The organism is Paraburkholderia tuberum STM678 (assembly GCF_902833905.1).
GTDB classification, from domain to species: Bacteria; Pseudomonadota; Gammaproteobacteria; order Burkholderiales; family Burkholderiaceae; genus Paraburkholderia; species Paraburkholderia tuberum.
Genome location: NZ_CADFGP010000005.1, coordinates 91,744 through 109,672, shown reverse-complemented (window position 1 = coordinate 109,672; position 17,929 = coordinate 91,744). Strand labels below are relative to the sequence as shown.

Here is a 17,929-nt window from a genome sequence, read left to right as displayed (position 1 = left end):
TTTCTTCTAGGGTGCTTGCTGCTATCGGCCGCGATTTGTTCCGGCTTGCCCGCAACGGTGATGTGTTCAGCTGGGCAAGTACTCTTCGCACCAGCTTTCGCCGACCGCCCCTCGCGCAATCAACGTCGCAATCTGGGTATCGCTGTAGCCCATCTTGCGCAGAACCCCTCGGGTCGAGGCACCAAACTTTTCTGCTGGCGCCAGTGCGCGGATCGGAGCAACGTGAGGGCGAATCGCAAAAGGATCGAGTTGGATGACGCGTCGTCCACTCGGATGCTCGGCATACACACTGAATGAATAGCTGGCGTTATCGATACCCGGACGATTGTCTGCAGGGCGGCTGTAGCGTTGGCGCAAGTTGTCGATATTGTCCGGAATGGCTGCCGCCACATTGGCCGCTTGCAACCGCGTCTGCCAGGTTTCGGCGGAGGCCGTGGCGAACGCGGAACTGAGAAACGCTGCGGGATCTGCCGCGTCGCGGATGCCCGTCAGCCCCTCTACGGCGTTTAGCTTGTCCAGTTCCTTTTCGCTGGCGTCCACATACAACCAGTCATCCGCGGCCCGAAAGAAGCGTGACAGGTTGCCAAAGCCCTGGGCGCTACGGCCGGAAGGCTCATCGAACGGGGCCCGCCGTGGGTAGTCGTAGCAGAAGGGAATCTGCACCAGGTTGCCGAGCGATGCCAGGGAGGTCCGGGCGCGGCTGATCTGGCCGGTTCTGGCTTTGCGATATAACGCGGCGGCAACGCCGAGCGCTGCAGCGAACCCGCAATTCACGTCAATGGTTCCGACGTGAGCGTGTTCCTCTGGCGTTGCCATGCCGCCGCCGAAGCGCAGCATGATGCCGGTACTGGCCTGGATCAAGTCGTCGTAACCGAGATAATCGGTCCGCGGGCCGCGACGCGGTCCCCCAAAGCAATCCAGTTGACAGAAGATCACGCCAGGGTTGACGGCCTGGAGACTGGCTTCGTCAAGACCCAAAGGTGCCAGTTGACGATCCGGTGCATTCATCACGATCACATCGACCGAACGAACCAATTGGTTAAACACCTCGCGTCCGTCAGGGTGGTTCAGGTCGACCAGGACACTTTGCTTGCCGCGGCCCGAAGACATGCCAAAGACCACTGTGTTCCAGGGATCATAGTTGGGCGTTACGGGGTCGAGCTTGATAACCTCGGCGCCGAACCGGCCGAGGTAGGAGGTCGAATGCGGACCCGCGATGACATTGGTCAGATCGAGGACACGCACACCGTCAAGCCAGCCGCCAACATGCTGTTCAGATGGGGGCGGCAGTGCCGTGGGCGCGCACTTATCCAGGATGGCCAGGGCTTCTTTGAGACTCACCGTGCGGCGTGAATCGGGCGAGAGCATCAAGTCGGCACTGTCTTCCAGCCAGGCGATCGCGCCGGGCTGTTTCATGTTGCCGTACTGGTGGTCGTCGACATCGACCACCAGACCCGCGGCGTTGGCGTGCTCGTCATGCAACCATTCTTGAGTCGATCGGTGGGGCGCACCGGGAAACCGGCCTTCGCCGAAAATTTTTTCCCACTCGGTCGCTGTCTTGGTCAGGAACACCTCCTTCATGCGTGCCGAAATGCGCCGGGCCCAATGGTCAGGCAACGGGTAGACACCGAGTGAGGCGTCCCCCTCCCACTGAGAGATAGGAAGGTAGGGGTCGCTCACTGTCGGCAGCCCGGCAGATAGCATTTCCTCGTACAACCCCATCGCCTGAAGGCAACGCCTGGCGTGCGAGCGGTGTGACGGGCATACCGCATAGAACTTGCGACCGTCCGCGCACTCGTAGGTGCGGTAAAAGGGGTCGAGATATTCTTGCAGTTCTTCGTAGCTGAGGTTCATCGGAAGATTTTCCGACCGCCGCCGCTCAATTTCCTTTTCGCGCAAGGTCTTGTAGCGTTCGGGATAACCGTCGATCTTGATCGAGTTGTAAGACAGCCCCTCCATCACCGCCGCAGCCAGAGGCACCTCGATTTGATCACCCACTCCCGTGCGCTCCCGCGCTTGCAGAGCGAGTGCCACCGCGGAGACAGCCAGCATGGTGCCGTAGGACGAGGCTAGCGGCAGCGGCGAAAAGCTCGGGTTTATTCCCATCAGTACGCGGTTCTGACCCATATCGGTGAATACCCCGGAGGCCGACGCAATAATCGGCTCGAGGGCGCGCCAGTGACGACGCAACTGGTCGTTGCTGGCGAAGCCAGGGATGGACAGGGTAATGAGCTCGGGCCTTTGACGACGCAGCTCGGCGAAGTCCAGACCCAACCGGGTCATGACGCCCGGCCGGAAGTTCTCGATCACGATATCGGCACGCGCGATGAATGCCATGGCCGCCTCGAGCCCCTGCGCGGACTTCAGGTCAAGCTGCAAGCAATACTTGTTGCGGTTCAGTACGGCATTGGCCGGGCTGTCCCAAAGCGGCCCAGCAGGGGGATCGATGTGAATGACGGTGGCGCCGAGATCCGCCAGGATCATCGCCACGGCCGGGCCGGCGATGTACTGGCCAAAGTCGATGACTTTCACGCCGCTAAAAGGCAGTTGATCATGCTTTCCCATGGCTCACCGACTCATCTCCAGGACCTGCAGATCTTCCGAACCGCAGGTCATCATTGTGGTGGGTCGCCGCCAGCACCAATCAACCGCATTTCGAATGCGAGGCGAGGGGCCTTGGCGACGAACTGGGGATCACTGTCGGATACAACGGGGAGCCGGTAAAGCAATAAAAAAAACGAGGATGGGGCTATTTTATTTATGGCTGAGGCCGGCGGAGTGAACACGCAGGAAATGACCAGTCGATCACTGGCAGCCCGGCGAAATGGACTGGGATGTCAACCTGCCTGATCAGTTCCGCGCACGCCCCTCCTGAGCCTTCGCACTCAACCAGGCCACGAACGCCGCGGCATCAGGGTTGACGATGCTGTGAGGAGAATAGACCAGGTAGAAAGCTTCACTGGTCGTAAGCCGGGATTTGAAAGGCGCTATCAGTTGCCCGGTGTCCAGCATCGACTGGACCAGCGACGAGCGCGCCAAGGCCACCCCTTGACCAAGCTCGGCCATTCTCAAAGCAGAGATCAAGGTATCGAACTGCATTCCCTTCGAAGAGTCGACCTGTCCCGCGCCTGCTTTCTTCAACCAGTATCCCCAGCCCTCCTCGTAGCCCAGGACGTGGAGTAGTTCGTGGTAACGGAGATCCTTCGGAGTAGCCAGTGGTGCCTGTTCGGAGGGCAAGAATGGGGCGCAGACCGGCAGCAACGTATCCCAGGTCAGCCGCTCGGCCTTGAGTCCCGTCCATTCTCCATGTCCATAGCGGATTTCCATATCGGCTTCGACGTCGGTCACGCTCGAATCGCCCCCCCATATGTTGCTGGTGATACGCAGATTGACCTCGGGGTGGCGTTCACGAAAGTCGGGTAAGCGCATTGCCAGCCAATGGGTAAAAAACACCAGGCTGACCCGAACGGTAAGGACTCTGCCGTGACCTTGCCCGAAGATCTCTTCAGTTGCGGCCGCCAGTCGCTCTACGGCCTCGTGGACAACCGGCAAATAGGCTAGCCCGGCCTCCGTGAGCTCGAGTCCTCTTGGCAAGCGCTTAAAGAGGACTGCCCCCAACTGCGACTCGAGTCCCTTCACCTGTTGGCTTACCGCCGCCTGGGTCAGGCTCAACTCTGTCGCCGCATGGGTGAAACTGAGATGCCGGGCAGAGGATTCAAATGCGCGCAACCAGTTAAGCGGAGGTAATCGTTTTCTCATTCTGCAGACCGTTTGACTAAAGCTGTCCGACTTCGCGAATTAGTTGCGTGTTGCGGCAACTCAGGATCCCCTAGACCCGCGGACGCGGCGGCGTTCCCAGGCGTCGACGAGTGCGTACGCACTCCAATTGGGCAATCGAACATATGTTAGCGCGGAATTTCGAGCACTCTGAAATGACAAGCCTGGTGGGGCGGTTTCAAGAGCGTTCTCACAGGCACTCACACGCCCGCGAGCATAAAAAAACCTTGAGCTTGCAACAAGAATCTTTGGCTTTGACGGGCGACGCGCGCCCCTTAGACTGGCTTCGCAATCATTCGAACCTCAACGGTCACGATGCGAACCACTCCCCCGCAACTCAAGGTCGACGTCTGGCGCGGTAACGACGAAGGCAGCTTTCAGCGCTTCGACGTGCCGCGCATGGAAAGTCAGACCGTGCTCGACGTGGTGATCCACATCCAGCGCCATCTGGATGCGACGCTGTCCTATCGCTTTGCGTGCCGGGTCGGCATGTGCGGTTCATGCGCAATGACCGTCAACGGCCGCGCGCGATGGACCTGCCGCACGCACGTCACCAAAGTCATGAAGCATGCCGGTGACGTGCTCGAAATCGCGCCTCTCAATCACCTGCCCGTCATCAAGGATCTGGCGACGGATATGACCGCCTTCTTCGACAAATGGCGCGACGCGAAGGGCTATTTCAAGGGCGAGCACACGCGTAACGAACCTGCCGCTTGCGTCGATCCCGCCTCCGCCGAACGCAAGGCGGCCGACGCGGGGATTGAATGCATCGGCTGCGGTGTCTGTTATGCGAGCTGCGACGTGGTCGCATGGAACCCCGACTATCTCGGACCCGCCGCGCTCAATCGTGCGTGGACGCTCGTCAACGACGTACGCGACATCCAGCAGCAAACCCGCGTCGCAGCCGTCTCCAACGACGCAGGCTGTCATTCGTGCCATACGCTCGGCTCGTGTACCGAACGGTGTCCCAAGTCGCTGCAGCCGACGGCCAGCATTGCTGGCCTGAAGCGGCTTCGCGGCCATGCGCCGAAAGGAGAACCGCGATGATGAGCGGCTGGCAGTTGCAGCGCCTGTCGGCGATGGTGCTGACCTTATGCGTGGCCGTCCATCTTGTCACCATGATTATCGTCGTGCATGGCGGGCTGAGCGCGGCGAACGTGATCGCGCGTCTGCACGGCAATACGGCGTGGGCGGTGTTCTATTCAGTGTTCGTGCTTGCGTCGTCCGCGCATGTGCCTGTCGGCTTGAGAAGGATCGCCGAGGAGTGGCTCGGCTGGCGCGGGCGCAGCGTCGGGGTGGCGAGCGTGATCGTCGGCATTGCGTTGGCGATTGCCGGTCTGCGCGCGGTCTTCGCGCTGGTAGGAGGGCCGCAATGAGCGACATGGCACGCGCAGCGAAACCAGCAACAGACACGAACCACGCGGGACACCGCACCCCTGGCCGGCGCGCCGACTCGCGCGCGCGCAACCATCCCGCGTGGTGGGCCTTTCTTGTGCACCGTCTGTCCGGACTCGCGCTCGCCTTCTTTCTGCCGCTGCACTTCTGGGCGCTCGGCACCGCTTTGCACGGCGCAGCATCGTTCGAGTCGTTTCTCGCCGTGACGAGGCAACCCGCCTTCGTATTCGCCGAGTGGGGCCTCGTCACGTTGCTGGCCGCGCATCTGTTCGGCGGCGTGCGCATTCTGCTCATCGAATACCGGCCATGGAGCGGTTTGCGCAAGAACCTGATCGCGGCGACAGCGGGCGGCGCATTGGTCATCGGGCTGGCGTTTGCGCTGTCGCTCACGTCGTGAACGTACGGTCCCCCGACGGAGATTCATCAATGGACATCCAGCAGATCGAAGAGGTCGCGAAGCAGTTGTACATACGCGCGCTGAAGCATTTGCCGCCCGACATCAAGGACGGTATCGCGCGCCTCGAACGCGCTGAAACCGACGACACCGCGCGCCGCGTGCTGGGCACAATGCGCACCAATATCGCGATTGCCGAAGATCAGGACAACCTGCTGTGCCAGGACACCGGGCTGCCGATCTACAACGTGACGATCGGCACGGGCCTCGCGCTCGACGGCGTCGCGTTGAAAGCAGCGATCCGGCGCGGCTGCGAACGGGCCACGCGCGAGCATCCATTGCGCTCGTCGGTCGTGCATCCGTTGACGCGGAACAACGAACATTCGTCTTGCGGCGTGCTGATGCCCGCGATCCATATCGACTTCGACTCGACAGCCGACACGCTCGTGATCGAAATGATTCCGAAGGGCAGCGGTTCGGAAAACAACTCGTTTCTGAAAATGGCGATTCCGGCGGAAGGTGTCGACGCGATCAAACGCTTCGTGATCGACTGCGTGGTCGATGCGGGCGGCAAGACGTGTCCGCCGACGATTGTAGGCGTGGGCATCGGCGGAACATCGGATCTGTGCGTGTGGCTCGCCAAGCGTGCCGCGACGCGCGCGCTCGGTACGCATTGCGACGATCCGGCGGCGGCCGCGCTGGAGCAGGAACTGTCGGCCGCGGTGAACCGCCTGGGCGTAGGCCCGCAGGGGCTCGGCGGCGACGCGACATCGTTCGCGGTCCACCTCGAACTGGCGGCGACGCATATCACGATGAATCCGGTCGCCGTGAACATGCAGTGTCATTCGGCCCGCCGCGCGCGCGCCACGCTGACGCCGGCGGGCGTCGAGTACGGCTACTGACACGCGGGCTGTCCGCATCGGCACGCACACCGTCAAGGAACGATCGATGACTCATCACACGCTGTCCATGCCTGCTAGCGAAGCGCAGATTCGCGCGTTGCGCACGGGCGACACCGTTACGTTGACAGGCACGCTGTTCGGCATCCGCGACGCCACGCAGATCCATATGTTCGACCGTGGCCGCACGACTCGCTTCGATCTGCGCGGCCATGCGGTGATTCACACCGCGCCGAACGTGCGCAAGGTGCCACGCTCGGACGCACATCCGGCGGGCTACGAGCCCGTCTGCGTCGGCACGACGACGTCCGCACGCATGGAGCGCTTCACCGCGGCGCTGATGGCGCAGTACGGCGTGCGCATCGTGATCGGCAAGGGCGGGCTCGGGCAGGCGTCGAGCGATGCGTTCGCAAAATACGGCGGCGTGTATCTCGCGATCGTCGGCGGCACGGCGGCGCTGGAGACGACATGGATCGAACAGATCGAAGACGTCGATCTCGACGACCTGAACCCCGAATCGCTATGGCGCTTCAGGATCGGCGAATTCGGCCCGCTGCTCGTCGCGATGGATAGTCACGGCGGCAGCGTCTACACGAAGGTCCAGCAGAGCACGCGTGAGCGGCGCGAAGCGGTGCTCGCGTCGCTGGGCATCAAAAGCTGAACGAACGCAGCGTCGTTCATCACGGGAACCGACCATGAAGCACGTGGATACCGACATCCTGATTCTCGGCAGCGGCGGCGCGGGCCTGTTTGCCGCGCTGCATGCGCAGGCCGACGCGCCGCAGTTGCGCATCACGATCGCCGTGAAAGGATTGCTCGGCAAATGCGGCTGTACGCGCATGGTGCAGGGCGGCTATAACGTCGCGCTGGCACAGGGCGATTCGATCGAACGTCACTTCATGGATACGATCGAAGGCGGCAAATGGCTGTCGAACCAGGAACTCGCGTGGACGCTGGTGACACGCGCGGTCGAGCGGATCAACGAACTCGAAAACGAACTGGGCTGCTTCTTCGACCGCAACCCGGACGGCACGCTGAAGCAGAAGGCATTCGCCGGGCAAACCTTCGACCGCACGGTGCACAAGGGCGATCAGACTGGCATCGAGATCATCAACCGGCTTGCCGAACAGGTGTGGGCGCGCGGGATCGAGCGGCTCGAAGAACATCGCGCGGTGGAATTCATCGAGTCCGAAGACGGCAGCGCACTGGCCGGCGTGCTGATGATCGACATTCGCAGCGGCGAATTCGTCTTCGTGCGCGCGAAGGCCGTGCTGCTCGCGACGGGCGGCGGCCCCACGATGTACAAGTACCACACGCCGAGCGCAGACAAGAGTTGCGACGGCATGGCGATGGCGCTGCGTGCCGGCCTCACGTTGCGCGACATGGAGATGGTGCAGTTCCACCCGACGGGCTTGCTGGCGGGCACTCATACCCGCATGACGGGCACCGTGCTCGAAGAAGGGCTGCGCGGCGCGGGCGGCTATCTGCTGACGGGCGACGGCGAGCGCTTTATGCACCGCTACGATCCGCGCGGCGAGCGCGCGACGCGCGACATCGTCTCGCGCAGCATTTTCCGTGAACTGCGCGCGGGCAACACGACGCCGAACGGCGGCGTCTATCTGCGCATGGATCATCTCGGGCCCGACAGCGTGCGCCAGCGTTTCAAGGGCATGGTCGAACGCTGCGCGGATTGCGGCTTCGATCTGGCGGGCGGCCAGGTCGAAGTGGTGCCGACCGCGCACTACATGATGGGCGGCGTGCTGTTCGAGACCGACTGTTCGACGACGCTGCCGGGCCTCTTCGTCGCGGGCGAGGATGCGGGCGGCGTGCACGGCGCGAACCGGCTGGGCGGCAACGGCGTCGCGAATTCGACGGTGTTCGGCGGCATTGCGGGTGAGACGCTCGCGCGCTGGGTGCCGCGCCATGGGCGCCTCGCCACCGCCGATGCCAGTCAGATCGAGCGCGCCATCGAACGTTGCACGCGGCCGCTCGGCCAGCCTGCGGGCGATCTCGAATCGATACGCGACGACCTGTACGAGTTGATGTGGCGCGACGTCGGCATCCTGCGCGACGAGCAGGGCTTGCTGCGCGCTAGAAACGCATTGATCGACATCGGCGAACGGCTGGACCGCACGGGTGTCGACGGACGCGATCTGCGCTTCAACCTATCGTGGCACGACTGGATGAACCTGCACAACCTGACGCTCGTTAGCCGCGCGATCACCGAGTCGGCGTTGCTGCGCGAGAATTCGCGCGGCGCGCATTTCCGCGAAGACTTTCCCGACGCCGGAGATCTGGACACATCCGAGTATGTATGCCTGCGGCTTCAGCAGAACGCCTTCGAAACCAGCCGCCGACGCGTGCAGTTCACGCGCGTGAAGCCTGGTCAGTCGCTGCTCGACGAATCATTGCCACTGGCGGAAACGTCGGCCGCCGTCGTGAAGTGACGCTTCACGGCGGCCGTGAACGCTTCGCGTCCGTGTTCGCGCCGTTCCAGCAGGCCGACGCGGCGCGGCGCGATCCGCTCGGGCAACTCGGTCACGCGCAGCCCTGATTCGTGATTCCAGTTCGCATTCGCGAGACGCGGCACTACCGAAACGCCGAAACCGCGCTTCACCATTTCGCAGATCGATTCGAGCGAGTTCAGCTCCATGATGTCGTGCACGGAAGCGTCGAGGCCGCGCAGCGCGTCGTCGATCAGCATGCCTGTCCACGTCTGCCGGTCGAAACGGATGAACGGCTCACGAAGCAGCGTGTCGACTTGCGCGCGCGGATTGTCAGCCGACGAGATCAGCACCATCGGCTCGTGATACAGCACCGTCCACTTCAACGCGGCGGGAAAGCCGGTGGGCGACTGCGTGACGATGGCGGCGTCGAGTTCTCCGTTCTCCACGCGTCGCGTGAAGTCACTCGACAGGCCAGTGAAAAGCTTCAGTTCGAGGCGCGGGTAGCGGCGTTTCAGATTCAGCATCGCATCGGCGAACGCGCCCATCAGCGACGACACCAGCGCGCCGACCCGCACGACGCCCGCCAGTTCGTCGCGGCCCGCCGTGGCCAGAATCCGCCGATAGTTGGCGACCAGCGTTTCGGCGAGCGGCACGATCGTGCGTCCCTGTTCGCTCAATGCGACCGAGCGCGCGCTCCGTTCGAACAGCACGATGTCGAGATCGCGTTCCAGTGAACGCATCTGCAGGCTCACGGCGGCCTGCGTGAGACACACTTCGTCGGCGGCTGCGGCGAAAGAGCCGTGGCGCGCGACGGACAGAAACGTGACGAAATAGCGAATCGCACTCATGACGCTCACTCCGCTTGACGTTGCCGCATCGGCATTACTTTATCGCGTGAACAAGCGATGAGCCCAGCAGCGCCACGCCCGAAGCGAACAGCAGCGCAAGCAGCACCCGCCGAAACGCGGTGTCCGACAGACGCCGATAAAGCCGTGAGCCGAGCCACGCAAACAGCAGCGACGACGGCAGCATCCAGCCGAAGAGTACTAGCGTCTGCTTGCCGATCAGGCCCGTCAGTGCATACGTGACGAGCGTCAGCGATTGCATCGCGATGAAAAAGCTTTGGCAGATCGCGCGCTGCGTATCTTTGTTGTGACCGCGCAGCATGCACCATATGGTCGGTGCCGGACCGACGAGCCCCGCAATGCCGCCCAGAATGCCGCCGACCACGCCGACGCCGCCGTCCGCCCAGGCACCGCCTGCCGTCACCGTCGGCAGATCTTTCGCGGCGAGCATCACGCCGCAATAGACGATCATCAGCAGACCGGCGCCGATCCGAAAGCCGACGGGATCGATGAACGGCAGCAGCGTCGCGCCGATCGGCACGCCGACGATGCCTCCTGCGATGAACGGACCGATGATCTTCGGCCGTATCTGCGAGCGCACCGTATGCACGGTTAGCATCTGTCCGACCAGCGAGCCGACCACCAGCATCGGCCCGATCGCTTGCGGCGGCAGCGCCCATGCCCAGAACACCATCGCGACGAGACCGAACGCAAATCCCGCCAGCCCGGACACGAAGCCCGCGACCGCGCTGCCTCCAATCACCAGCAGCGCGATGTCGGCGCTTAGCAACGAGCCTCCCGGGCGTGCACGCCATGCTTCACGACTGCATGCCCCAGCGTTGCACGGTATGGCGTTCGAGTACGCGGAAGACCAGGTTTTCGACGGCGAGGCCAATCAGAATCACCGTGAACAGACCCGCGAACACGTTCGCGATGTCGAGCAGGTTCTTGTTTTCGTAGATGAACCAGCCGAGGCCGCCGGAACCCGAACTCACGCCGAACACGAGTTCCGCCGCGATCAGCGTGCGCCACGCGAAGGCCCAGCCGATCTTCAGGCCGGTCAGAATGCTCGGGAACGCAGCGGGCACCAGAATCGCGGCGACGTAGCGCCCGCCGCGCAAGCCATAGTTGCGCCCGACCATTTTCAGCGTGTTGCTCACCGACAGAAAGCCCGAGTGCGTATTCAACGCGACCGACCATGTCACCGAATGCACGAGCACGAAGATCAGGCTGCCGTTGCCGAGCCCGAACCAGATCAGCGCGAGCGGCAGCAGCGCGATGGCGGGCAGCGGGTTGAGCATCGACGTCATCGTTTCGAGAAAGTCCGTGCCGATGCGCGAGGTGATCGCGGCGGCCGTCAGCAACGCGGCCAGCAGCAGACCGCAGCCGTAGCCGAGCAGCAATACGTGGATCGACGCCCATGCCTTGCCGGGCAGTTCGCCGTTTGCGATGCTCGTGCAGAACGCGTCGACGGTCGCGCTGAAAGTGGGAAACAGCAACGGATTGTTGAGCCAGCGTCCGTAGCCTTCCCAGACCAGCGCGAGCAGCGCGAGGATCAGGAACTTGCGCAGCCAGCTCTGGTTGTACAGGCGCTCGAACAGTGACAGCGGCTTTTCGACGACGCTGAAATGCTGTGCATCGCTGGGTTCGCGAATGATCTCGCCGCGCGGCGCGCGCGTGATCATGTCGTCACGGGGCGGATGGACGGATGAGGAACCGTGTGCGGTAGCGTCAGACATTCTCTGCCTCGTGGATTTCGTCTTCGAACAGCATGTGCTGGATGCGTTTTTCGAGCGTGGCAGCGGATTCGCCTGCCGCCGCCGTATCGAGTTCTGCCTTGACCTGCCCCGGGTGCGGCGACAGCAACAGAATCCGGCTGCCGACCTTGATCGCTTCCGGAATCGAATGCGTGACGAATAGCACGGTGAAGCGCGTTTCCTGCCATAGCGTCAGCAGTTCGTCCTGCATCTTGCGGCGCGTGAGCGCATCGAGTGCGGCGAACGGCTCGTCCATCAGCAGGATGTCCGGTTCCATCGCCATGCCGCGCGCAATCGCCACGCGCTGCTTCATGCCGCCCGATAACGTATGCGGATGGCTGTCCGAGAATTTCGTGAGGTTGACCTTGTCGATGTAATGCATCGCGCGCTGTTCCGCTTCGCGCGCCGACAGCCGGTGCGAAGCGAGCAGCGGAAACATCACGTTCTGCTTGACCGTCTTCCACGGCAGCAACTGGTCGAATTCCTGAAAGACCATCATCCGGTCGGGGCCCGGCTTCGTCACCGTCTTGCCCTTCAGCGTGATCGAACCTTCCGTCGGCAGCAGATAGCCGCCGACGCTCTTGAGCAACGTCGACTTCCCGCAACCCGATGGCCCAAGCAAAACGAAACGGTCGCCTTCGAATACCTGAAAGTCGACGCGATACGTTGCCATCACGAGATGCCGCGGCGTCTTGTATTGCAGCGTTACGCCGGCGACATCCAGTAACGGCATGCCGCTCGGCGAGGATGTGGCGCGGGTGGCTCCAGCACGCGTGCGATGCATGATCAACTCCCTTGAAGCGATTGGGCGGTCGGAAAGAACATGTCCTTCCACGAGGCGGGTTTGGTCTTGATCAGGCCCGTGCGTGCCATGAAATCCGCGTATTTGAGCGTGTTTTCGGGCGTGGTCGTGAAGGCGACATCGGGCGACGAAATCATTTTTTCGATGTCGGCGACATTGCTCTTGTCCTTGCTGATGCGCAGGTAGGCGAGTGCGGCCGCGTGCTTGTCCCTGGTGATCTGCGCTTCGGCATCGTCGAGCGCGGCCATGAAGGCTTGCACGAGTTTCGGATTCTGTTGATAGAACTTCGTCATGCACCAGACCAGATTGAATGTCGACTTGCCGCCCAGAACGTCATACGAATTCACAACGGTGCGCACGCCAGGGTGGGCCAATTCCTGTTCCTGAAACGGCGGCGAGCCGAAATGCGCGGTCACTTCGCTATTGCCCGACAGCAGCGCCTGCTGCGCATCGGGATGAGCCAGCGAGACAGTGTATTTATCGAGCTGCCCCTGGTTGCCTGCGCCGAAGGCCTTTTCCGCGGCCATTTGCAACGTGATTGCCTGGATCGACACCTTCGCTGCGGGCAGCGCGATCTTGTCCTTGCCGGTGAAGTCTTTCAACGTTTTCACCGTCGGATTGTTGGTGTTCAACAGCAGCGGCATCGAATTGATCGCCGACAGCGCCTTGACCTCGACGGGCGTGCCGCGCGTACGGGCCCACAGCAGCACAAGCGGCGCGACGCCGCCTGACGCGATCTGCAACGAATCGGACAGCAGCGCGTCGTTCATCACGTTGCCGCCCGCGAATTCGACCCATGACACTTTCAGATTCGGCACGCCCAGTTGCGCGGCGTGCTTTTCGATCAGCTTCTGATCCTGCATCAGCATCAGCGGCAAATAGCTGACGCCGTATTGGCGCGCGATCCGGATCTCCGACAGTTCGGCGCGGGCGGGCGCACTGGTGAGAGCTGCGCCGAGAGCGAGCAGCGTTGAGAGAAATACGGCAACTTTACGAAGGCTCATCGCTGGACACTCCTTGCGACAGGAACGGCACGGCCAATCTGTTGAAATGCGACACCGGATAAACCGGATGGGTGGGGGCTGCGTGTGCTTATTCGGTCTCGCGTGGCTGCGGCCGGCGCAACGCATGCGTCACGCGGCAAGGCGCGACATGAAGGACATGAGCGGGATGACGATGAGGCGGGGTACGCATCGTGAGTGTCTCCTTGTTGCCGGCCTGCTCGCGACAAAACGGTTTGCGCGACGCGGCCGGAATCAGGTTCACAGATGGTGTGTTGTGGGCAACCGGATCGCGCGTGAAATGCCTTGCTTCGGTGAGCGTGGCATTCAGCGAATTCAGTGCCGTGTGATTTAACTCATCTGTATGAGTAGCGAGTGTAGGTGATCGTGCTGTTGATTGCAAATGCGGGAAAACGTGACATGTGCGGCGCGCGGCCGGCGGCTTTTGGCGCTGCGCACCGCGCTTGGCTTCTGGCCTTGTCAGAGCGGCTCTTCGTGCGATGCCGAAGCACCGACGTATTCGTAGCGTGCGGTGTTCGCATGCGAGATCCGCACTTCGACGGGCGCCTGATGGTACGAATACGCGACGCGCCGCACTTCAAGAAGCGGTGTGCCGTGCGGCACTTCCAGCAGCTTGCTTTCGAGTTCATTGGCTACCGCGACGCGCACGCGTTCCTCGGTGCCGAGCACGTTGATGTTGAACGCATCCTGATAGAAGTTGTACAGCGTGCTCGGCCGGCTGCGCAGCGCGGCTTCCGTCAGGCCCGGAAAACGCGCCTCGGGTACGGTGATGTTGTCGATCATCACCGTTTCGCCATGCAGCGCCAGACGGTTGATGAACGTGAACACGCGCGCGCCCGTTTCGACTTTCAGCAGCGTCGCGATATCGCGCGTAGCCTTGGCCTTCCTGAACTGCACGAGCGTTACGCTCGGGTAGGTCTTGTCGCCGTCCTGGCGGACGATGCGGAAGAAGCGGAAGAAATGACGATCACGCTGGTGTTGCGCGACGAAAGTACCGAGCCCCTGATGCCGCACCAGAATGTTGTCGGCCACCAGTTCGTCGATTGCCTTGCGCAGCGTGCCGATCGATACGCCGAAGCGTTCGGCCAGCCGCTTTTCCGAAGGAATCGTTTCGCCGCCCTTCCATTCGTGCGCGGCCAGCGCGGCCAGCATCGCATTCTTCACTTCCTTGTAGCGCGTGCCGCCGATTGCCGGCGTGGCGGCCGCACCGTTCGGTAGATTGATACCCGTCGTCAACGTATTCATCGTTCTCATCCTGTCGTTGCATCTTCACTGCTGCTGTCTTTCAATTGATTCTACTTCATACGGTTCATCAAACACATATAGATGATCTGGTTGACATATGCAAATGTGCCGCCTAAGATGGGTTCACGCAGGCGAACCAAACCGTACCAACAGACTGGAGACAACTGATGAGCCACACCGCAGCAGGTGCACCGCAACAACCCGGTGAAGGATCTTCCGCCAGCCCTTCGTCAGACCGCAAAACGATTCATATCGTGCTGCACGAAGCGAAAGACACCGTCGGTGTGGCGGTTGTCGAAGGCATCAAGGCGGGGACCCAATTGAACGCGTGGATCATGGACGACGACGAGGTCGTGACGATCTCGGCGAAACAGAACATTCCGATCGGTCACAAGGTGGCGCTAAAAGACATGGCGGTCGGCGACACGGTGTTCAAGTACGGCGTGGACATCGGCAAGGTCGTTGCGCCGATCCGCGCGGGTGAACATGCGCATGTTCACAACATCAAGACGAAGCGCTGGTAACCGGCGCGAGGATCGACCAGCTCGCGCATCGACATTGCGAGCGAGCTTCCCCACTCAACAGAGCCAGATCGAAGAGAGCCACCATGAGCGTGATTGACCAGAACACCACTTTCCGCGGGTTTCGCCGTTCCAATGGACGCGTCGGCGTGCGTAACCATGTGATCATCCTGCCCGTCGACGATTTGTCGAACGCCGCCGCGCTGGCCGTCGAAACGGCCATCAAAGGCACGATGGCGCTACCGCATCCATACGGCCGCCTGCAGTTCGGCGCCGACCTCGATCTGCATTTCCGCACGCTGATCGGCGCCGGCTGCAACCCGAATGTCGCGGCGGTCGTCGTGATCGGGATCGAGGAAGGCTGGACCAAACGCGTCGTAGACGGCATTGCGAAGTCAGGCAAGCCGGTGATGGGCTTCGGCATCGAACTGCATGGCGATCACGATACGATCATGCGTGCCTCGAAAACCGCGAAAGAGATGGTGCAGTACGCCACGTCGCTCGATCGCGAAGAATGCCCGATTTCGGACCTGTGGGTATCCACGAAGTGCGGCGAATCCGATACCACGTCCGGCTGCGGCGCGAACCCGACTGTCGGCAATGCGTTCGACAAGCTCTACGGGTTGGGCACGACGCTCGTCTTCGGCGAGACGTCCGAACTCACGGGCGGCGAGCAGATCGTTGCGGCGCGTTGCGCGAACGACCAGGTGCGCGAGCGCTTCCAGTTCATGTTCGACCGCTATCAGGACATGATCAACCGCTGGAAGACCGACGATCTGTCGGAGTCGCAGCCGACCAAAGGCAACATCGCGGGCGGCCTGACGACCATCGAAGAAAAAGCGCTGGGCAATATCCAGAAGATCGGCAAGAAGTGCAGAGTCGACGGCGTGCTCGACAAGGCCGAGGAACCGACGGGGCCGGGCTTGTGGTTCATGGATTCGTCGTCAGCCGCGGCCGAGATGGTGACGCTGTGCGCCGCGTCGGGCTTTGCCGTGCATTTCTTCCCGACCGGGCAGGGCAACGTGATCGGCAATCCGATCGTGCCTGTCATCAAGATTTGCGCGAACCCGCGTACGGTGCGCACGATGAGCGAGCATATCGACGTGGATGTGTCGGGACTGTTGCAGCGCGAACAGAATCTCGATCAGGCTGGCGACAAACTGCTGGAATCGATGCTGCGCACCGCGAACGGGCGCTTTACGTCGGCGGAAGCGCTGGGCCACCGCGAGTTCGTGTTGACGCGCCTGTTCGAAAGCGCGTAATTTCTCCGGGCCCGTCCTCGCGACGGGCCGCGCTGCATAGCGCATGAATCCTGATCGCGCAGGCGGCTGCGATGACAGTTAGCTTCGCGTCAGCTTCGGATCCCCCGTATTCAATGGAGTTTTCGCAGCAGCGCGCGCACGCGTGACGTCTCGGGCCCGAGAAGCCCGGCACGCGCCGCACGGCGCTGTTCCATTTTCCAGCAGCAGCGAGTGGAGGAGACACCATCTTGCGCGTGCTAAAACATCTTTACGTGCAGGTTCTGATCGGACTTGCGGCAGGCATTCTCGTCGGTTATTTCTGGCCGGATCTCGGCGTCCAGATGAAGCCGTTCGGTGATACCTTTATCCGGCTCATCAAGATGCTGATCACGCTGGTGATCTTCTGTACCGTCTCCGTCGGCATCGCGCGGATGGAGAATCTCAAGCAGGTCGGGCGCGTCGGCCTCAAAACCATCGTGTACTTCGAAGCGGTGACGACGGTGGCGCTCGTCATCGGCCTTGTCGTCGCCAATCTGCTGCACCCCGGCTCCGGGCTGAACATCGATCCGAAGACGCTCGATACGCATGCAGTCAGCCATTACGTGACGGAAGTTCACGCGCAGTCGAACACCAGCTTCCTCGAAGAGATCGTGCCGAATTCGGTCGTGGGCGCGTTCGCGCGGGGCGATCTGTTGCAGGTGTTGCTGTTCTCGGTGTTGTTCGGCATCGCGCTATCGATCATGTCGCGGCGCAGCCGCTTCCTGTCGCGCGTGATCGAACAGAGCGGCGAAGCGCTGATGCGGATCGTCGAAATGATCATGCGCCTGGCTCCCCTTGGCGCGTTCGGCGCGATGGCGTTCACAGTCGGAAAATATGGCATTTCGACGTTGCAGCAACTCGGTCTGTTGATCGTGTGCTTCTATCTGACGAGCTTTCTCTTCATCGCCCTGGTGCTGGGCACGATCTGCCGCTGGGCGGGCGTGGGGTTGTGGCCGCTGCTCAAGTATCTGCGTGAGGAACTGCTGATCGTATTGGGCACGTCTACAACGGAATCGGTGTTGCCTCGTTTGATGGAAAAGCTCGAACGGCTTGGGTGTCCGAAGCCGGTAGTCGGGCTCGTGCTGCCGACGGGCTATTCGTTCAACCTCGACGGCGCCGCGATCTATCTGACGATGACCTCGCTCTTCATCGCGCAGGCCACCAATACCCATCTCACGCTACTGCAACAGATCGGGCTGCTGGCGATATTGATGGTGACGTCAAAGGGCGGCGCGGGCGTGGCGGGTGCGGCGCTGGTCGCACTGACGGCGACACTGTCGACGCACAACATCATTCCGGTTGCGGGCATTACGCTGATACTCGGTATCGATCGCGTGCTCAACGAGGTTCGCGCGATCGTGAACATGATCGGCAATGCGGTGGCGACGATTGTCGTCGCCCGCTGGGAAGGCGCATTCGATGTGCAGGCCGCGCGCAAACTGCTGGCCGCGCCGCCGGAAGTTCAACGCGGCGAGCCGCAAGCGAACGCAAGCGATGTCAACGACATGGCGCCGCCCGCGTATATACAGGAGCGCTCGAATTGAG

At 62.1% G+C, this 17,929-nt stretch carries 17 protein-coding genes; 9 read left to right on the top strand and 8 right to left on the bottom strand.

Annotated elements, in window-relative coordinates:
* Positions 1-66: 66 nt before the first annotated feature.
* Together HWY30_RS05730 and gcvA are read right to left on the bottom strand one after the other, a co-directional pair.
* Positions 67-2,565, bottom strand: coding sequence for a CoA transferase (locus HWY30_RS05730; protein ID WP_090805021.1), 2,499 nt, complete (start codon positions 2,563-2,565; stop codon positions 67-69).
* Positions 2,566-2,850: 285 nt separating this feature from the next.
* A complete protein-coding gene (gcvA, locus tag HWY30_RS05725; protein WP_090805019.1) occupies positions 2,851-3,759 on the bottom strand; it encodes a transcriptional regulator GcvA in 909 nt (302 codons plus the stop codon).
* A 333-nt stretch (positions 3,760-4,092) separates the two neighbouring features.
* Here gcvA and HWY30_RS05720 point away from each other — a divergent pair, with 333 nt between their 5' ends.
* The 6 genes from HWY30_RS05720 to HWY30_RS05695 are packed head-to-tail and all read left to right on the top strand — an operon-like array spanning position 4,093 to position 8,912.
* Positions 4,093-4,824: a succinate dehydrogenase/fumarate reductase iron-sulfur subunit gene (locus tag HWY30_RS05720; RefSeq protein WP_090805017.1), complete on the top strand. Its 732-nt coding sequence runs from the start codon at positions 4,093-4,095 to the stop codon at positions 4,822-4,824.
* The gene (locus HWY30_RS05715) at positions 4,821-5,153 is read left to right on the top strand and encodes a succinate dehydrogenase/fumarate reductase transmembrane subunit (protein WP_018422881.1); all 333 of its coding nucleotides are present in this window, start codon (positions 4,821-4,823) and stop codon (positions 5,151-5,153) included. The genes HWY30_RS05720 and HWY30_RS05715 overlap by 4 nt, the downstream gene beginning before the upstream one ends.
* The gene (gene sdhC, locus HWY30_RS05710; protein ID WP_090805014.1) at positions 5,150-5,569 is read left to right on the top strand and encodes a succinate dehydrogenase, cytochrome b556 subunit; all 420 of its coding nucleotides are present in this window, start codon (positions 5,150-5,152) and stop codon (positions 5,567-5,569) included. The genes HWY30_RS05715 and sdhC overlap by 4 nt, the downstream gene beginning before the upstream one ends.
* 29 nt (positions 5,570-5,598) lie before the next feature.
* A complete protein-coding gene (locus tag HWY30_RS05705; RefSeq protein ID WP_090805012.1) occupies positions 5,599-6,468 on the top strand; it encodes a fumarate hydratase in 870 nt (289 codons plus the stop codon).
* Positions 6,469-6,514: 46 nt separating this feature from the next.
* The gene (locus tag HWY30_RS05700; protein WP_090805009.1) at positions 6,515-7,126 is read left to right on the top strand and encodes a FumA C-terminus/TtdB family hydratase beta subunit; all 612 of its coding nucleotides are present in this window, start codon (positions 6,515-6,517) and stop codon (positions 7,124-7,126) included.
* A gap of 34 nt (positions 7,127-7,160) precedes the next feature.
* On the top strand, positions 7,161-8,912 hold the full coding sequence (locus HWY30_RS05695; RefSeq protein WP_090805007.1) for an L-aspartate oxidase: 1,752 nt from the start codon (positions 7,161-7,163) through the stop codon (positions 8,910-8,912).
* On the opposite strand, the gene HWY30_RS05690 is transcribed toward HWY30_RS05695, so the two are convergent.
* From HWY30_RS05690 to HWY30_RS05665, 6 genes are all read right to left on the bottom strand, one after another.
* Positions 8,852-9,760: a LysR substrate-binding domain-containing protein gene (locus HWY30_RS05690; protein WP_090805003.1), complete on the bottom strand. Its 909-nt coding sequence runs from the start codon at positions 9,758-9,760 to the stop codon at positions 8,852-8,854. The genes HWY30_RS05695 and HWY30_RS05690 overlap by 61 nt on opposite strands.
* A gap of 34 nt (positions 9,761-9,794) precedes the next feature.
* On the bottom strand, positions 9,795-10,547 hold the full coding sequence (locus HWY30_RS05685) for a sulfite exporter TauE/SafE family protein (protein ID WP_090805001.1): 753 nt from the start codon (positions 10,545-10,547) through the stop codon (positions 9,795-9,797).
* A 28-nt stretch (positions 10,548-10,575) separates the two neighbouring features.
* Positions 10,576-11,496, bottom strand: a complete 921-nt coding sequence (locus HWY30_RS05680) for an ABC transporter permease (protein ID WP_090804998.1) — start codon at positions 11,494-11,496, stop codon at positions 10,576-10,578.
* The gene (locus HWY30_RS05675; protein WP_244144794.1) at positions 11,489-12,298 is read right to left on the bottom strand and encodes an ABC transporter ATP-binding protein; all 810 of its coding nucleotides are present in this window, start codon (positions 12,296-12,298) and stop codon (positions 11,489-11,491) included. The genes HWY30_RS05680 and HWY30_RS05675 overlap by 8 nt, the downstream gene beginning before the upstream one ends.
* Positions 12,299-12,300: 2 nt before the next feature.
* Positions 12,301-13,320, bottom strand: coding sequence for an ABC transporter substrate-binding protein (locus HWY30_RS05670; protein WP_090804997.1), 1,020 nt, complete (start codon positions 13,318-13,320; stop codon positions 12,301-12,303).
* A 477-nt stretch (positions 13,321-13,797) separates the two neighbouring features.
* A complete protein-coding gene (locus HWY30_RS05665; RefSeq protein WP_090805784.1) occupies positions 13,798-14,583 on the bottom strand; it encodes a GntR family transcriptional regulator in 786 nt (261 codons plus the stop codon).
* Positions 14,584-14,837: 254 nt separating this feature from the next.
* On the opposite strand from HWY30_RS05665, the gene HWY30_RS05660 reads away from it, so the two are divergent.
* The 3 genes from HWY30_RS05660 (at position 14,838) to dctA (ending at position 17,928) form a co-directional block, all read left to right on the top strand.
* A complete protein-coding gene (locus HWY30_RS05660; protein ID WP_244144807.1) occupies positions 14,838-15,107 on the top strand; it encodes a UxaA family hydrolase in 270 nt (89 codons plus the stop codon).
* A gap of 83 nt (positions 15,108-15,190) precedes the next feature.
* A complete protein-coding gene (locus HWY30_RS05655) occupies positions 15,191-16,366 on the top strand; it encodes a UxaA family hydrolase (protein WP_018422893.1) in 1,176 nt (391 codons plus the stop codon).
* A gap of 227 nt (positions 16,367-16,593) precedes the next feature.
* Positions 16,594-17,928, top strand: a complete 1,335-nt coding sequence (gene dctA / locus HWY30_RS05650; protein WP_090804993.1) for a C4-dicarboxylate transporter DctA — start codon at positions 16,594-16,596, stop codon at positions 17,926-17,928.
* Position 17,929: the final 1 nt, after the last annotated feature.

Coding starts and splice junctions, on each gene's coding strand:
- HWY30_RS05730 (WP_090805021.1), bottom strand. CDS start 2,565: ATGGGAAAGCATGATCAACTGCCTTTTAGCGGCGTGAAAGTCATCGAC.
- gcvA (WP_090805019.1), bottom strand. CDS start 3,759: ATGAGAAAACGATTACCTCCGCTTAACTGGTTGCGCGCATTTGAATCC.
- HWY30_RS05720 (WP_090805017.1), top strand. CDS start 4,093: ATGCGAACCACTCCCCCGCAACTCAAGGTCGACGTCTGGCGCGGTAAC.
- HWY30_RS05715 (WP_018422881.1), top strand. CDS start 4,821: ATGATGAGCGGCTGGCAGTTGCAGCGCCTGTCGGCGATGGTGCTGACC.
- sdhC (WP_090805014.1), top strand. CDS start 5,150: ATGAGCGACATGGCACGCGCAGCGAAACCAGCAACAGACACGAACCAC.
- HWY30_RS05705 (WP_090805012.1), top strand. CDS start 5,599: ATGGACATCCAGCAGATCGAAGAGGTCGCGAAGCAGTTGTACATACGC.
- HWY30_RS05700 (WP_090805009.1), top strand. CDS start 6,515: ATGACTCATCACACGCTGTCCATGCCTGCTAGCGAAGCGCAGATTCGC.
- HWY30_RS05695 (WP_090805007.1), top strand. CDS start 7,161: ATGAAGCACGTGGATACCGACATCCTGATTCTCGGCAGCGGCGGCGCG.
- HWY30_RS05690 (WP_090805003.1), bottom strand. CDS start 9,760: ATGAGTGCGATTCGCTATTTCGTCACGTTTCTGTCCGTCGCGCGCCAC.
- HWY30_RS05680 (WP_090804998.1), bottom strand. CDS start 11,496: ATGTCTGACGCTACCGCACACGGTTCCTCATCCGTCCATCCGCCCCGT.
- HWY30_RS05675 (WP_244144794.1), bottom strand. CDS start 12,298: ATGCATCGCACGCGTGCTGGAGCCACCCGCGCCACATCCTCGCCGAGC.
- HWY30_RS05670 (WP_090804997.1), bottom strand. CDS start 13,320: ATGAGCCTTCGTAAAGTTGCCGTATTTCTCTCAACGCTGCTCGCTCTC.
- HWY30_RS05665 (WP_090805784.1), bottom strand. CDS start 14,583: ATGAATACGTTGACGACGGGTATCAATCTACCGAACGGTGCGGCCGCC.
- HWY30_RS05655 (WP_018422893.1), top strand. CDS start 15,191: ATGAGCGTGATTGACCAGAACACCACTTTCCGCGGGTTTCGCCGTTCC.